The organism is Streptomyces sp. 135 (assembly GCF_020026305.1).
Taxonomy (GTDB): domain Bacteria; phylum Actinomycetota; class Actinomycetes; order Streptomycetales; family Streptomycetaceae; genus Streptomyces.
This window is the reverse complement of sequence record NZ_CP075691.1, coordinates 1,393,536-1,411,122: the sequence shown is the minus strand read 5'-3', so window position 1 is coordinate 1,411,122 and position 17,587 is coordinate 1,393,536. Positions and strand designations below refer to the sequence as shown.

The following is a 17,587-nucleotide window of genomic DNA, read 5'->3' as shown; positions in this document are numbered from 1 at the left end:
CGGCGGCGGGCGGCAAGGCGTAAGGCGGCGAGACACACGAATGGGACCCACCATGGATGAGGACAAGACTCTCGACTACCTCAAGCGGGTCACCGCCGACCTGCACAAGGTCCGCGGCCGGCTGCGCGAGGTCGAGGACGCCGAGCGGGAGCCCATCGCCATCGTGGGGATGAGCTGCCGGTTCCCCGGCGGCGTCGGCTCCCCCGAGGAGCTGTGGCAGCTGGTGCTCCAAGGGGCCGACGGCGTCAGCGGGTTCCCCGAGGACCGCGGCTGGGACCTGCCCGCGCTCTTCGAGGGCGGCCCCGGCCAGGAGGCCGGATCGGCCACCCGCGCCGGTGCGTTCCTGCACGACGCCCCCGACTTCGACGCGGACTTCTTCGGGATCTCGCCGCGCGAGGCCCTCGCCATGGACCCGCAGCAGCGCCTCCTCCTGGAGACCTCCTGGGAGGCCATCGAGCGGGCCGGGCTCGACTCCAAAGCCCTGCGTGGCAGCAGGACCGGTGTGTTCGTCGGCACCAACGGCCAGGACTACGCCACCCTGATGCTCGGCAACAACCAGTCCGAACTGGCCGGCTTCATGGGCACCGGCAACGCGGCGAGCGTCGCCTCCGGCCGTGTCGCCTACACCTTCGGCTTCGAGGGCCCCGCGCTCACCGTCGACACGGCCTGCTCGTCGTCCCTGGTCGCGCTGCACCTGGCCGCGCACGCGCTGCGCAAGGGCGAGTGCACGATGGCCCTCGCGGGCGGCGTGACGATCATGTCGACGCCCAGCATGTTCACCGAGTTCACCAAGCAGCAGGGGCTGGCGTCCGACGGCCGCGTCAAGGCGTTCGCCGCCGCGGCCGACGGCACCGCCTGGGGGGAGGGCGTCGGCGTACTGCTCGTCGAGCGGCTCTCGGACGCCCGCCGCAACGGCCACCGCGTCCTCGCCGTGCTGCGCGGCTCCGCCGTCAACCAGGACGGCGCGTCCAACGGCCTGACGGCACCGAACGGTCCGTCGCAGCAGCGCGTCATCCGCCAGGCGCTCGGCAGCGCCCGCCTGTCGGCCGCCGAGGTCGACGTCGTCGAGGCGCACGGCACCGGCACCACCCTCGGCGACCCCATCGAGGCGCAGGCGCTGCTCGCCACCTACGGCCAGGACCGCCCCGACGGCCGCCCGCTGCTGCTCGGCTCCGTGAAGTCCAACATCGGGCACACGGCGGCCGCCGCGGGCGTGGCGAGCGTCATCAAGACGGTGCTCGCCCTCCGGCACGGTGTCGTACCGCCCACCCTGAACGTGGACGAGCCCACCCCGCACGTCGACTGGACGGCGGGCGACGTCCGCCTCGTCACCGAGGCCACCGACTGGCCGAGCACCGGTCAGCCGCGCCGCGCCGGCATCTCCGCGTTCGGCGTGAGCGGCACCAACGCCCACGTGATCCTGGAGCAGTACGAAGAAGAAGCCGCCGAGCCGAAGCCCGCCGACGCGTCCTCCCCGGCCCCCGCCCCGCTCGCCGCCGACGGCGCCACCGTGCCGTGGGTCGTCTCCGGCCACACGCCCCGCGCGCTGCGCGAACAGGCCGCCCGGCTGCGCGAGTTCGCCGCGGGCGCCGAGGCGGACACCCTCGCCACCGGCCGCGCGCTCGCCCTGCACCGCACCGCGCTGCGCCACCGCGCCGTCGTCCTGTCGGGGGAGCGGGACGGGCTGCTCTCCGGTCTCGACGCCGTCGTCGGGCAGGAGACCTCCGCGCACGTCGTGACGGGCGAGGCCGCCTCCTCCGACGCCAAGGTCGTGTTCGTCTTCCCCGGACAGGGCTCCCAGTGGGCGGGCATGGCCATCGACCTCATGGCCGCGTCCCCGGTGTTCGCCGCGTCCATGCGCGAGTGCGCCGACGCGCTGGCGCGGCACCTCGACTGGGACCCGATCGAAAGGCTGCGCAGCGGCGAGAAGCTGGAGCGCGACGACGTCGTCCAGCCCGTGCTGTGGTCCGTCATGGTCTCCCTGGCCCGGCTGTGGCGCTCCCTCGGTGTCGTGCCCGCCGCCGTCGTCGGCCACTCCCAGGGCGAGATCGCCGCCGCCTGCGTGGCGGGCGCGCTGTCCCTGGCCGACGGCGCCCGCCTCGTGGCCCTGCGCAGCCGGGTGTTCGACGAGCACCTGTCGGGCAAGGGCGCCATGTACTCGCTCTCCGCCACGCCCGAGCAGGCCGCCGCCCTCATCGGGGACCGCGCCGGGGTGTGGATCGCCTCGACCAACGGCCCCGAGTCCACCGTCGTGGCCGGCGACCTCGACGCGCTCGCCGAGGTGAACGCCGAGGCCGAGGCCGCCGGACTGCGGCCGCGGAAGGTCGGCATCGAGTACGCGTCGCACACCCCGCACACCGAGCGGGTGCGCGAGCAGCTCCTCGACCTCGCCGCGCCGGTCGCCCCGCGCGCCGGGGACACCCCGCTGTACTCGACCGTCACCGCCGCGCCCGCGCGCGGCGAGACGCTGGACGCCGAGTACTGGTACCGCAACCTGCGCGAGCCCGTCCGCTTCCACGAGACCATCCGGCTCCTCCTGGACGAGGGCAACACCGCCTTCGTGGAGGTCAGCCCGCACCCCGTCCTGATGACCGCCGTCCAGGACACGGTCGCGAACCAGCCGGCGGGCGCCCGCGCCGTCACCGTCACCGGCACCCTGCGCAGGAACGACGGCGGGACCCGCCGCCTGCTGACCTCCCTCGCCCAGCTGTGGACCGGCGGCGTACACGTCGACTGGGACGCGGTGTACGGGCCGGGCACCACCGACGCCGTCGACCTGCCCACCTACGCCTTCCAGCGCAAGCGCTACTGGCTGCCGGCGGGCACCGGCGGCGCGGCCGACGTCTCCGGCGCGGGGCTCTCCCTCGTGGGGCACCCGCTGCTGTCCGCGGGCGTCGAGGCCGCCGACGGCGACCGCTACGTACTCACCGGCAGGATCTCCACCCGCACCCACCCCTGGCTCGCCGACCACCAGGTCCTCGGCCGCGTCCTCGTACCCGGCACCGCCCTGCTCGAACTCGCGCTGCGCGCCGGGGAGTACGCGGGCTGCGACCAGGTCGCCGAACTCATCCTGGAGAGCCCGCTCGCCCTGGCCGCCGAAGGACCCGGTGCCGACGTCCAGGTCACCGTCGGCGAGGCCGACGAGAGCGGCGCCCGCCAGGTGCGGATCTTCTCCCGCGCCGCCGGTACCGAAGGCGGCACGCGGGAGTGGACGGGCCACGCCAGCGGCACCCTGACCGCCGAGCCCGCCGCCGCGCCCGCGCCCGAGGACGGCGCCTGGCCCCCGGCCGACGCGACGCCGGTGCCCGTCGAGGGCCTGTACGACCGGCTGACCGAGTGGGACTACGCGTACGGCCCCGTCTTCCAGGGGCTGAGCGCCCTGTGGCGGCGCGGCGACGAACTCTTCGCCGAGGTCGCCCTGGACGAGCGGGGCGGCGCCGAGGCCGCCCGGTTCGGCGTGCACCCGGCGCTGGTCGACGCGGCGCTGCACAGCCAGATCGCCACCGCCCTCGACCAGGACAGCGGCGTCGAGCCGAGGCTGCCGTTCTCCTTCGGTGGCGTACGCCTGCACGCCACCGGAGCCACCACGGCCCGCGTGAGGCTCACGCCGACCGGCGCCAACTCCCTGTCCCTGACCATGACCGACCCCGCCGGTCTGCCCGTGCTCACCGTCGACGAGCTCACCTCGCGGCCCGTGGCCGCCGCCGACGTCCGCGAACGCCCGCGCGTGGACGGCCTTTTCCGCCTCGACTGGGTGGCGCTGCCCGAGGCCGCCGAGGCCAGGCCCCTGGCCGTGCTCGGTGGCGCGGGCGACCTTCCTGAAGCCGCCGGGGGAACCGTCCGCTTCGACGGACTCGCCGCGCTCCAGGACGCCGTCCGCGCCGGGGATGAGCCGCCCGGCGTGGTGGTGCTGCCCGTGCCCGCCGGAGGCGACGACACCGTGGCCGCCACACGTGAGGTGACCGGCGCCGTCCTCGACGCGCTCCAGGCCTGGCTCGCCGCCGAGGAGACCGAGGACATCCGCCTCGCGGTCGTCACCCGCGGCGGTGCCGCCGCCGTGCCCGGCGACAGCGTCGACCCGGTGCACTCCGCGGTCCGCGGCCTGGTGCGCTCGGCCTGCTCCGAGAACCCCGGCCGGATCGTCCAGGTGGACCTGGACGGCGACGCCCGCTCGGCCGCCGCCCTGCCCGCCGCCGTCACCGCCGCCGTCGCCGCGGGGGAGACGGAGAGCGTGGTGCGCGCGGGTGCCCCGCTGGTGCCCCGGCTCGCCCGCGTGGCGCCCGCCGACACCCTCGTCCCGCCCGCCGACGGCGCCTGGAGCCTCGACGTGGACGGCAGCGGCACCCTCGAAGGGCTGCGGCTCGTCTCGTGCCCGCAGGCCGAGGCACCGCTGACCGAGGGCCAGGTGCGGGTGGAGGTCCGCGCCACCGGTGTCAACTTCCGGGACGTGCTGCTCGCCCTCGGCGTGGTCGACGTCGCCAAGTCCTTCACCGAGATGGCCTTCGGCTCCGAGGGCGCGGGCCTGGTCACCGAGGTCGGCCCCGGCGTCACCGGAGTCCGTGTCGGTGACCGCGTCATGGGCCTGCTCTCCGGCTCGTACGCGGGACCGCTGGCCGTCACCGACGCCCGCACCATCGCGCCGGTCCCCACCGGCTGGTCCTTCGCCCAGGCCGCCGCCGTGCCCACCGTGTTCCTCACCGCCTACTACGCGCTGCAAGACCTCGCCCGCGTCAAGGAGGGCGAGTCGCTGCTCGTGCACGCCGCGGCCGGCGGCGTCGGCATGGCCGCCGTCCAGCTGGCCCGCCACTGGGGCATCGAGGTGTACGCCACCGCCAGCGAGCCCAAGTGGCCGACCGTGCGGGCCTGCGGCATCCCCGCCGAACGCCTCGCCTCCTCGCGCACCCTGGACTTCGCCGAGACCTTCCGCGAGGCCGGCGGCGGCCGGGGCGTCGACGTGGTACTCAACTGCCTGGCACGGGAGTTCACCGACGCCTCGCTCGACCTCCTCGTACCGCACGGCCGGTTCATCGAGATGGGCAAGACCGACATCCGCGAGCCGGAGGCCGTCGAGGCCTCCTGGCCCGGCACGTTCTACCGCTCCTTCGACCTCGGCGAGGCGGGCGCCGAACGGATCGGCGAGATGCTCACCCACCTCGCCCGGCTCTTCGAGGAGGGCGTGCTCACCCCGCTGCCTGTGACCACCTGGGACGTCCGCCGGGCCCCCGAGGCCTTCCGCCACCTCAGCCAGGCCAGGCACGTCGGCAAGGTCGCCCTCACCCTCCCCACGGCCACCCTTGACGGCACCGTCCTGGTCACCGGCGGCACCGGCTCCATCGGCGCCTCCGTGGCCCGGCACCTGGCCGAGCGGCACGGCGTCACGGACCTCGTGCTCACCAGCCGCCGCGGCCCCGACGCGCCCGGCGCCGCCGAACTCGTCGCCGAACTCGCCGGACTCGGCGCCACCGCCCGCATCGTGGCCTGCGACGCCGCCGAACGCGCCGACCTCGCCCGCCTGCTGGACGGCATCGAGGACCTGCGGGGCGTCGTGCACGCCGCGGGCGTCATCGACGACGGCGTACTCACGGCCCTGAACCGCGAGCGGTTCGACACGGTGCTGCGGCCCAAGGCCGACGCCGCCTGGCACCTCCACGAGCTCACCCGCGACAAGGACCTCGCCCTCTTCGCGCTGTTCTCCTCGGCCTCCGGGGTGTTCGGCGCGCCCGGCCAGGCCAACTACGCGGCGGCCAACGCCTTCCTGGACGGCCTCGCGCACCACCGCCGCCGCCTCGGACTGCCCGCGCAGTCCCTGTCCTGGGGGCTGTGGGCGCAGGCCAGCGGGATCACCGGCGAGCTCGACAAGGCCGACCTCGACCGGATGGCACGCACCGGCGTCCGCGCCCTGTCCACCGGCGACGGCCTCGCCCTCTTCGACGCTGCCACCGGCGACAACCACACCCACACCGTGCCCGTGCAGCTGGACCCCTCCCGGTTCACCGGCGACGTCGCACCCCTGCTGCGCGGCCTGGTCAAGGCCCCCGCCAAGCGGGCCGCGTCCACCGCGGCCGCCGCCGAGGCCGGGGCGGCCGGCGGGCTCGCCGAACGCCTGGCGCGGCTGTCCCCGCAGGAGTGCGAGGAACTGCTCACCGAAGAGGTGCGCCGGCAGGCCGCGGTCGTCCTCGGCCACGACGACACCGAAACCGTGAGCGCGGAGCGGCCGTTCAAGACCCTCGGCTTCGACTCGCTCACCACCGTCGAGCTGCGCAACCGGCTCAACGCGGCCACCGGCCTGCGGCTCCCGGTCACCCTGCTGTTCGACCACCCCACGCCCGCCGCCGTCGCCGCGCACCTCAAACAGCAGCTCCTGCCGGAGGCCGACCCGGCCGCGCTCGCCGCGAGCCGGCTCTCCGCCCTGGAGGCACTGCTCGACGAGGTCCCCGAGGACGACCCGGGGCGCGCCAACCTCACCGTGCGGCTGCGCGCGGTGCTCGCGAAGTGGACCGAGAAGGAGGTGGCGGGCGACTCCGTCGACCTGGACGACGCCACCGACGCGGAACTGTTCGAGCTCATGGACAACAAACCCTGGTCCAGCTGACCGGCAGGCGGGCCACCCCGCTGCCATGTGAACCCACCTGCTGACCGCATTCGTTGGATCGGAAGAGGATTGGATGTCGAACGAGCAGAAGCTCCGCGAGTACCTGAAGCAGGCGGTCGCCGACGCCCGCGACTCCTACGCACGGCTGCGCGCCGTCGAGGAGGCCGCCCGTGAGCCGCTCGCCGTCATCGGCATGAGCTGCCGGTTCCCCGGCGGGGTGCGGACCCCCGAGGACCTGTGGGAGCTGGTCGCCGAGGGGCGCGTGGGCATCGCGGACTTCCCCGCGGACCGCGGGTGGGACCTGGGGGCCCTCTACGACCCGGAGGGGCTGCGCCCGCACAGCTCGTACATCCGCAAGGGCGGTTTCATCGACGGCGCCGCGGACTTCGACGCCGAGTTCTTCGAGATATCCCCGCGCGAGGCCCTCGCCATGGACCCGCAGCAGCGGGTGCTCATGGAGGCCTCCTGGGAGGCGTTCGAGCGGGCCGGGATCGACCCGGGCACGCTGCGCGGCGAGAGCGCGGGGGTCTTCGTCGGCGGCGTCCTGTCCGGCTACGGCTCGAACGTGGGCAACACGCAGGACAGCGAGGGCTACCTCCTGACCGGCAACGCCTCCAGCATCTTCTCCGGCCGCCTCTCCTACACGTACGGCTTCGAGGGTCCCGCCGTCACCGTCGACACGGCCTGCTCCTCCTCGCTGACCGCGCTGCACCTCGCGGCGCAGTCGCTGCGCAACAAGGAGAGCTCGCTCGCCCTGGTGGGCGGCGTGATGGTCATGTCGACACCGGCCGCCTTCACCGAGTTCAGCAAGCAGCGCGGGCTCTCCCAGGACGGCCTCGTCAAGGCGTTCGCGGCCTCCGCCGACGGCACCGCCTGGGGGGAGGGCGTCGGCGTACTGCTCGTCGAGCGGCTCTCGGACGCCCGCCGCAACGGCCACCGCGTCCTGTCCGTCATCCGCGGCTCCGCGGTCAACCAGGACGGCGCGTCGAACGGCCTGACCGCGCCCAACGGCCCCTCGCAGCAGCGGGTCATCCGCCAGGCGCTCGCCAACGCGGGCCTTTCCGCCTCCGACATCGACGCCCTGGAGGCGCACGGCACCGGCACCACCCTCGGCGACCCCATCGAGGCGCAGGCGCTGCTCGCCACCTACGGCCAGGACCGCCCCGACGGCCGCCCGCTGCTGCTCGGCTCGGTGAAGTCCAACATCGGCCACACGCAGTCGGCGGCCGGTATCGCGGGCGTCATCAAGATGGTGCTCGCCCTCCAGCACGGCGTGGTCCCGCCCACCCTGAACGTGGACGAGCCCACCCCGCACGTCGACTGGACGGCGGGCGCCGTCGAGCTGGTGACGGACGTCGTCGCCTGGCCCGAGACGGGCAGGCCGCGGCGTGCGGCGGTGTCGTCGTTCGGCATCAGCGGCACCAACGCCCACGTCATCCTCGAACAGGCCCCGGAGCCCACGAAGTCGGAGCCGAAGACCGGGGAACCGGCCGCAGGCGACGCGGTGACCCCGGTGCTCACCGGCGTCGCCGCGCCCTGGCCGCTGTCCGCCAAGAACGACGCCGCGCTGTACGAGCAGGGTGCCAGGCTGCGCGCCTTCCTCGCCGACGCGGGCGCCCCCGACGCGGACGCCGTCGCCGCCGCCCTGGTCCGCACCCGCGCCTCCTTCGCCCACCGCGCCGTCGTCTTCGGCGACGAGCGCCCCGCGGCCCTCGCCGCGCTCGCCGACGGCACGGCGGACGCGCCCGGCCTGGTGCACGGCACCGCACGCGCCGGCGCCAAGGTCGCCTTCGTCTTCCCCGGCCAGGGCGCCCAGTGGACCGGCATGGCCACCGGACTGCTCAAGACCTCGCCGGTCTTCGCCGACGTCCTGCGCGCGTGCGCCGACGCACTGGCTCCGCACACCGACTGGCGGCTGCTCGACGTCCTCGGGGACGAACAGGCCCTGAAGCGCGTCGACGTGGTGCAGCCCGCCTTGTGGGCCGTCATGGTCTCGCTCGCCGAGGTCTGGCGGGCCGCGGGCGTCACCCCCGATGTCGTTGCGGGCCACTCACAGGGCGAGATCGCCGCCGCCTGTGCCGCGGGCATCCTCTCGCTGGAGGACGGGGCGCGCCTGGTCGCACTGCGCAGCCGCACCATCGCCGAGGACCTCGCGGGGCAGGGCGGCATGGTCGCCCTCGCCGCCTCGGCCGAGCGCGCCGCCGAACTCCTCGGCGGCCGCGACGGCGTGTGGGTGGCCGCCGTCAACGGCCCCGGCGCGACCGTCGTCGCCGGCGCCCCCGACGTACTCGCCGAGGTCTCCGAGTCCGCCGAGGCGGCGGGGATCCGGGCCCGCACCATCCCGGTCGACTACGCCTCCCACACCCCGCACGTCGAGAGCGTCCGCGACCGGCTCCTGCGGGTCGCCGAGCCCATCACGCCCCGCGCCGGATCCATACCGATGCACTCGTCGGTGACCGTGGAACCCCTCACCGACGGCCAGGCCGACGCGCGGTACTGGTACCGGAACCTCCGCGAGCCCGTACGGTTCGCCGAGACGGTCACCGCGCTCCTGGACCGGGGCATCGACACGTTCGTCGAGATCAGCCCGCACCCGGTCATCGCCCCCGCCATCGAGGACCTCGCGGCGGCCGCGGACCGTGCCGACGTGGTCGTCTCCGGGACGCTCCGCCGCGACCAGGACGAGAGCACCGCCCTGACCCGCGCCGCCGCCACGCTGTGGACCCGCGGCGCCGCCATCTCCTGGGACACCTTCCTGGACGGCGCGGCCGCCACCGCGACCCCGGCCGACCTGACCGGGACCGCCGGGCTGCCGACGTACCCGTTCCAGCGGCGGCGCTTCTGGCTGGAGGGCCCGGCGAACACCGGCGACGCCGCGGGCATCGGGCTCGACCCCGTCGCCCACCCGCTGCTCGCCGCCGCCACGCTCCCCGCCGAGTCCGGCGCGGCCGTCTTCACGGGCAGGATCTCCCTGCCGACCCACCCCTGGCTCGCCGACCACGCCCTCCTGGAGACCGTGCTCCTGCCGGGCACCGCCTTCCTCGAACTCGCCCTCGCCGCCGGCCGGGAGAGCGGCTGCGGCCGGGTGCGGGAACTCACCCTGGAGCGCCCCCTCACCATCACCGCGGACACCGGAGTCACCCTCCAGGTCCAGGTCGCCGAGGCCGACGGGACCGGCGAGCGGACCGCCACCATCCACTCCCGGACCGGCACCGCAGACCAGGAGGAACCCGCCGAGTGGGTCCGGCACGCCACCGCCACCCTCACCCCCGAAGAGCCCCGGGAACCGGCGGAGCTCGGTGACCTCCAAGGCGCCTGGCCGCCCGTCGGGGCCACCTCCGTGGAGCTGGGCGACTTCTACGGCGCGCTGTTCGAGCGCGGCTACGAGTACGGTCCCGCCTTCCAGGGCCTGCGGTCCGTCTGGCGACGCGGCGACGAGGTGTTCGCCGAAGTGGCCCTGCCCGAAGAGGCCACCGCCGACGACTTCCTCGCCCACCCCGCCCTCCTCGACGCCGCCCTCCACGCCATGGGCCCCGGCGGCCTGTTCGGGGACGAGGACACCGTGCGCCTGCCGTTCGCCTGGTCCGGCGTCCAGACCTGGACCGACGGCGCGACCTCGCTGCGCGTACGGCTGACCAGGTCCGGAGCTGACGGCGGCGACGGCGTACGGCTGCTCGCCACGGACGCCGCGGGCACTCCCGTGGCCTCCGTGGACGAGCTGGTCCTGCGCCCGCTCGCCGCCGCCGACGTCCGCGCGGTCCCCGCCCGGTCGCTGTACGTCCCGCGCTGGGACGCCTGGCGGCCCGCGACCGCGGCCGCCCCCCTCACCGTCTTCTGGCACCCGGGCACGCCGCTCGCCGAAGTCCTCGCCGGCGATCCCGAGCTGGTGCTGCTCGACTGCACGACCCGGGGCCTGCCCGACGGCGCCGGCGACGACGTGCCGGCCGAGGCCCGCGCCCTGACCGGCGCCGTGCTGGCCCACGTCCAGGAGTGGCTGGCGCAGGAGACGCCCGCGCGGGCCCGGCTCGCCGTGCTGACCCGCGGCGCCGTCGGCATCACGCCCGAGGAGCTGCCCGATCCAATGCAGGCCCCCGTGCGCGGCCTGCTGCGCTCCGCCCAGTCCGAACACCCGGACCGTTTCCTGCTGGTGGACACCGACGGTGAGGCCGTCGATGTGCCCGTGGCGGTCCTTGCCGCGGCCGTGGCTGCCGACGAGCCGGAGTTCGCCCTGCGCGGCGACGCCGCGTTCGTCCCGCGCCTGACCCGCCCCGACGCCCCGGCCCTCTCTGACGGCGCCGATGACGGTGGTGTGTCGTGGTCGGGTGGGGGTTCGGTGCTGGTGACGGGTGGCACGGGTGTGGTGGGTGCCGCGGTGGCGCGGCATCTGGTGGTCGCGCATGGTGTGCGTGAGCTGGTGTTGGTCAGTCGGCGTGGTGAACAGGCGCCGGGGGCCCGTGAGTTGGTGGATCAGCTGGTGGAGCTGGGTGCTGTGGCGCGGGTGGTGGCCTGTGACGTGGCTGATCGCGCGGCGGTGGATGGCTTGCTGGCGGAGCTGCCCGACGTGCGTGGTGTCGTGCATGCGGCGGGTGCGGTGGACGACGGTGTGGTGACGGGTCTGACGGTGGAGCGGTTGGAGTCGGTGCTGCGGCCGAAGGTGGATGCCGCGTGGCATCTGCATGAGGCGACGCATGGTCGTGGGCTTGAGTTGTTCGTGTTGTTCTCGTCTGCGGCGGGTGTGTTCGGTTCTCCGGGTCAGGCGAACTACGCGGCGGCGAATGTGTTCCTGGACGCGTTGGCGGTACGTCGTCGTGCGGAGGGTCTGCCCGCGCAGTCCCTGTCGTGGGGGCTGTGGGAGGAGACCAGCGAACTCACCGCCACCCTCGGCGAAGCCGACAAGGCACGGCTCGGCCGCGGCGGACTACAGGCCCTCGGCACCGATGAAGGCCTCGCCCTCTTCGACCAGTCGCTGTCCCTCGACGCCCCGCACCTGGTCCCCGTACGCCTGGACCTGTCCCGCGCCCGCGCCGAGGGCCGGCAGGTGCCCCCGCTGCTGCGCGCCCTGGTGCGCACCCCCGCGCGCCGCGCTGCCGGCACTTCCGCGGGCCGCGGCTGGCGCGCGAAGTACGACGCGACGCCCGAGGACGGGCGCGAGAGCCTGCTCGTCGACCTCGTCCGGGCCCAAGTAGCCTCCGTGCTCGGCCACTCAGGCGCCGACGCGGTCCCCGTCGACCGGGGCTTCAAGGACCTGGGCTTCGACTCCCTGACCGCCGTGGAGCTGCGCAACCGCCTCAACGAACTGACCGGCACCCGGCTGCCCGCGACCCTGGTGTTCGACTACCCGACACCCGCCGCGCTCGGCGCCCATCTGCACGGCCTCCTCGCCGGTACCACCGCACGGCGGGAGAACGCCGTGGCGCGGGTCGTCGCGGACGACGAGCCCATCGCGATCGTCGGCATGAGCTGCCGCTTCCCCGGCCACGTGGACTCCCCCGAGGAGCTGTGGCAGCTGCTCGCCGACGGTGGTGAGGGCATCAGCGCCTTCCCGACGGACCGCGACTGGGCCCTCGACTCGTTCTTCGACCCCACGGGCGAGCGCCCTGGCACCTCCCTGGTGGACCGGGGCGGATTCCTGCACGACGCCGCCGACTTCGACGCCGCCTTCTTCGGCATATCGCCGCGCGAGGCCGTGACCATGGACCCCCAGCACCGGATGCTCCTCGAACTGACCTGGGAGGCCATCGAGCGCGCGGGCGTCGACCCGACGCGGCTGCGCGGCAGCAGGACCGGCGTGTTCTCCGGCCTGATGTACCACGAGTACGCGGCGCGCCTGCGCTCCGTGCCCGAGGACGTCGCCGGTTTCCTCAGCAACGGCAACGCGGGCAGCGTGGCCACCGGGCGCGTCTCCTACACCCTCGGCTTCGAGGGCCCTGCCGTGACCGTGGACACGGCCTGCTCCTCGTCCCTGGTCGCCCTGGACATGGCCGTCAGCGCCCTCCAGCGCGCCGAGTGCGACCTGGCGCTCGCCGGTGGTGTCACCGTCATGTCGACCCCGACGATCTTCGCGGAGTTCACCCGCCAGCGCGGCCTCGCGCAGGACGGCCGCTGCAAGGCGTTCTCCGACGCGGCGGACGGCATGGGGGTCGCCGAAGGCGCCGGCATGGTCCTCGTCGAGCGGCTCTCGGACGCGCGCCGCAACGGCCACCGCGTCCTCGCCGTCATCAAGGGCTCGGCCGTCAACCAGGACGGCGCGTCGAACGGCCTGACCGCGCCCAACGGCCCCTCGCAGCAGCGCGTCATCCGCCAGGCGCTCGCCAACGCCGGTCTCACCACGTCCGACGTGGACGTCGTCGAGGCGCACGGCACGGGCACCTCGCTCGGCGACCCGATCGAGGCCCAGGCGCTGCTCGCCACGTACGGCCAGGACCGGGACGGCAACCAGCCGGTCCTGCTCGGCTCGGTGAAGTCCAACATCGGTCACACCCAGGCCGCCGCCGGTATCGCGGGCGTCATGAAGATGGTGCTCGCCCTGCGGCACGGCACCGTGCCCAGGACCCTGCACGCCGAGCGGCCCAGCGAGCACATCGACTGGACGGCGGGCGCCGTCGAGCTGGCCACCGAGGCCGTCGCCTGGCCCGAGACGGGCAGGCCGCGGCGTGCGGCGGTGTCGTCGTTCGGCATCAGCGGCACCAACGCCCACGTCATCCTCGAACAGGCCCCCGAGGCCCACGAAGCCTCCGCGACCCCCGAAGCCTCCGAGGCCCCAGAGGCCTCCCGGCAGGAGACACAGCGGCCCGAGCCGGTGCTCGCCGCCGCCGACGGCGCCGTCCTGCCATGGCTCGTCTCTGCCAAGTCCGCGGCCGCGCTGCGCGGCCAGGCCGAGCGGCTGCGCGCCTTCGCCGACCGGGGGGCCGACCCCGCGGCGACGGCCGCCGCGCTCATCGGCGGCCGTACCGCCTTCGACGAACGCGCGGTCGTCCTCGCCGCCGACCCCGCCGGCTTCGCCGAAGGCCTCGCGGGCCTGGCCCGCCAGGACCCCGAGGCACCCGGACTCGTCACCGGAACCGTGCGCCCCGGCGCGAACGTGGCCTTCGTCTTTCCCGGCCAGGGCGCCCAGTGGACCGGCATGGCGCTCGGTCTCCTGGAGTCCTCGCCGGTCTTCGCCGAGGCCCTGCGTGAGTGCGCCGACGCGCTCGCGCCGCACGCGGAGTGGCGGCTGCTCGACGTCCTCGGGGACGAAGAGGCCCTGAAGCGCGTCGACGTGGTGCAGCCCGCGCTGTGGGCCGTCATGGTCTCCCTGGCGAAGGTCTGGCAGCACTCCGGCATCACGCCCTCCGTGGTCGTCGGCCACTCCCAGGGCGAGATCGCGGCGGCCTGCGTGGCCGGTGCCCTGTCGCTCGCCGACGGCGCCCGCCTCGTGGCCCTGCGCAGCCGCGTCATCGCCGAGGAACTCGCCGGACGCGGCGGCATGGCCTCGCTGACCGTGCCCGCCGCCGAGGCCGAGGCCCTCATCGACCGGTACACGAACCCGGACGGCGCCGCCGACCCCGCCACCGGCGTGGTCATCGCCGCCGTCAACGGCCCCGGCGCCGTCGTCGTCGCCGGTGACGAGGGACCGCTGCGACAGCTCCTGGACGGCTGCGAGGCCGACGGGATCCGCGCCCGCCGCATCCCCGTCACCTACCCCTCGCACGCGCCGCAGGTCGAGCTCATCAAGGACCGGCTTCTCCAGGAACTCGGCGACATCAGCCCGGCACGGCCCCAGGTCACCTGGCGCTCCACCGTGACCGGCGAGGACGTGCGGGGCCCGGAGGCCGACGCCGAGTACTGGTACCGCAACCTCCGGCAGCCGGTGCGCTTCGCCCAGGTCGTCGCCGACCTCATGGAGAGCGGCGTCGACACCTTCGTCGAGATCAGCCCGCACCCGGTCACCACCGCGGCCCTGGAGGACGCCGCGCTGAAGGCCGACGGGCGCGAGGTCGTCGTCACCGGCACCCTGCGCCGCGACGAGGACGAGCGCACCGCCCTGCTGCGCAACGCCGCCGCCCTGTGGACCCGCGGCCTCGGCGTGGACTGGACGGCGCTCACCCCGGCCCCGGACGCGCCGGCCGACACCGTGGACCTGCCGACGTACGCCTTCCAGCGCGAACGCTACTGGCTCGACGCCCCGCAGGACTTCGGGGACCCGGGCGGTGTCGGCCAGGAGGCCACCGACCACCCGGTGCTCGCCGCGGCCGTCGTCCCCGCCGGTACGGACACCATCCTGTTCACCGGCAGGCTCACCGCCCCGGCCGTGGCCTCGCCCGCGGAGCACACCGTGCTCGACACGCCCGTGCTGCCCGGCGGCGCCCTGCTCGACTGGGCGCTGTACGCCGCCGACCGCCTCGGCCTGCCCGGCGTCGCGCACCTGGAGCAGCACGAGCCGCTGCTCCTGGCCCCCGACGGCGCCGTCCGCGTCCAGGTGATGGCCGCGGCACCCGACGACGCCGGGCACCGCCGTCTCACCGTCCACGCACAGCCCGACGGCGACACCACTGCGGAGTGGACCCTGCACGCCACCGCCGAGCTGCGCCCGACGGCCGAGGAGACCGACGAGGCGTACGCGCGGCTCGCGGGCGCCTGGCCGCCGGCGGATGCCGCCCCGGTGGACACGTCCGCCCTCTACGGCGAGCTCTTCGCAGCGGGGCAGCAGTTCGGCCCCGCCCTCCAGGGACTGCGCGCGGCCTGGCGTACCGGCGAGGACGTCTACGCCGAGGTCGAGCTCGCCGAGCGGGCCGCCGACGGCCTGGCGCCGCGCGCCGCGCTGCTGGAGTCCGTCTGCCACGCCTGGCGCCTGACCGACGCGGGCGGCCCCGGTACCGCGGGCGCCCTTCAGCCCACCGGCTGGCAGGGCATCCAGGTACGGGCAGGCGGCCTCGACACCGCCACCGGTCCGGACGCGGCCGACGACGCCCGGATCGTACGGGTCCTGCTGACCCCGGCCGACGACGGCGCCCTGCGGGTGCGCGCCACCGGCGCCGACGGCACCCCGCTGCTCGGCGCCGACCGGGTCGAGCTGCGCCCGCTCACCGCGGCCCGGCTCCGCTCGGCCGGTGCCACCGCGGCGCGCTCGCTGTACGAGGTGCGCTGGGAGCGCCGCAGGTTCGACGAGCCCGCGCAGCCGCCGAGTTCGATCCTGTGGGACGCCGCGCGGTCGGCCGAGGAGATCGGGGCCGCCGTCGCCGACGGTGCGCGGCTCGTCCTCCTGGACGCCGCTGCCCTGGCCGCCCACGGGCACGAAGAGACCGGCGGCGAGGAGCTGCCGGAGCGGGTCCGTGAGGCGGTGACCGCCGCCCTCGCGCGCGCCAAGGACTGGCTCGCCGACGAGGCGCTCGCCGACGCGCGGCTCGCCGTGGTCACCCGGGGCGCCGTCGCCGTGTCGGGCACCGGCCCGGTGGACCTCACGCAGGCCGCCGTACGCGGCTTCCTGCGCTCGGCCCGCGCCGAACACCCGGACCGTTTCCTGCTGGTGGACACCGACGGTGAGGCCGCCGATGTGCCCGTGGCGGCCCTTGCCGCGGCCGTGGCTGCCGACGAGCCGGAGATCGCCCTGCGCGAGGGCGAGACGTACGTACCCAGGCTGGCCCTGGTCGGCGCGGATGCCGCCGGCGCCGATGACGGTGGTGTGTCGTGGTCGGGTGGGGGTTCGGTGCTGGTGACGGGTGGCACGGGTGTGGTGGGTGCCGCGGTGGCGCGGCATCTGGTGGTCGCGCATGGTGTGCGTGAGCTGGTGTTGGTCAGTCGGCGTGGTGAACAGGCGCCGGGGGCCCCTGAGTTGGTGGATCAGCTGGTGGAGCTGGGTGCTGTGGCGCGGGTGGTGGCCTGTGACGTGGCTGATCGCGCGGCGGTGGATGGCTTGCTGGCGGAGCTGCCCGACGTGCGTGGTGTCGTGCATGCGGCGGGTGCGGTGGACGACGGTGTGGTGACGGGTCTGACGGTGGAGCGGTTGGAGTCGGTGCTGCGGCCGAAGGTGGATGCGTGGCATCTGCATGAGGCGACGCGTGGTCGTGGGCTTGAGTTGTTCGTGTTGTTCGTCTGCGGCGGGGTGTTCGGTTCTCCGGGTCAGGCGAACTACGCGGCGGCGAATGTGTTCCTGGACGCGTTGGCGGTACGTCGTCGTGCGGAGGGTCTGCCCGCGCAGTCCCTGTCGTGGGGGCTGTGGGAGGAGACCAGCGAACTCACCGCCACCCTCGGCGAAGCCGAGCTGCGGCGTATGAGCGCCGGTGGTGTCCTCCCCTTCAGCACGGAGGAAGGGCTCGCGCTCTTCGACCGTGCGCTCGCGAGCGGCCTGCCGCACATCGCGCCGGTCCAGCTGGACCGCGCCCGGCTACGCGGCGGCGAGGACACCCCCGCGCTGCTGCGCGGCCTCGTGCGCTCGGCGCCGCGCCGCGCCACGGCGCCGGACGCACAGGCGCTGCGCGGCCGGCTCTCCGCACTGCCCCCGGCCGAACGGAACGAAGCCCTCCTCGAAACGGTGCGCGGGCAGATCGCCGCGGTCCTCAAGTACGGCACGGCCGACCGGATCTCGGCCACCCGGCCGTTCACGGAGCTCGGCTTCGACTCGCTGACCGCCGTCGAACTCCGCAACCGCCTCGCCCGGATGGCCGGCACGAGGCTGCCCACCACGCTCGTCTTCGACTACCCCACGCCCGAGGCGCTCACCGGCCGGCTGCTGGAGATCCTGCTGCCGGGGACAGAGGCCGAGGAGTGGGGCAAGGAGGCCGTCGACCGGCTCGAGGCCATGCTCGACGACGAGCGCGACGAGGCCGAGGTCAACAAGCTGACGGCCCGTCTGGAGACCCTGCTGCTGCGCTGGCGGGAACGCTCCAGGACGCTGGCCGGCACCGCGCCCGGCGGCGGCAGGGCCGAGGACGCGGGGGCCGACGAACTGAGCGAGGTCAGCGAGGAAGAGCTGCTGCGCTACATCGACGACGAGATCGGGCTGAGCTGATGCACGCA

The 17,587-nt window shown here is 74.9% G+C and carries 2 protein-coding genes; both read left to right on the top strand.

All coding sequences use genetic code 11. From position 1 onward, the window contains the following. Positions 1 to 52: 52 nt before the first annotated feature. Positions 53 to 6,592, top strand: a complete 6,540-nt coding sequence (locus KKZ08_RS06385; protein WP_223773506.1) for a type I polyketide synthase — start codon at positions 53 to 55, stop codon at positions 6,590 to 6,592. Positions 6,593 to 6,665: 73 nt separating this feature from the next. Then, a complete protein-coding gene (locus tag KKZ08_RS06380) occupies positions 6,666 to 17,579 on the top strand; it encodes a type I polyketide synthase (protein ID WP_223773505.1) in 10,914 nt (3,637 codons plus the stop codon). Positions 17,580 to 17,587: the final 8 nt, after the last annotated feature.

What these genes read in the sequence shown, in the direction of transcription:
- KKZ08_RS06385 (WP_223773506.1), top strand. Translation starts at nt 53, where the DNA reads ATGGATGAGGACAAGACTCTCGACTACCTCAAGCGGGTCACCGCCGAC.
- KKZ08_RS06380 (WP_223773505.1), top strand. Translation starts at nt 6,666, where the DNA reads ATGTCGAACGAGCAGAAGCTCCGCGAGTACCTGAAGCAGGCGGTCGCC.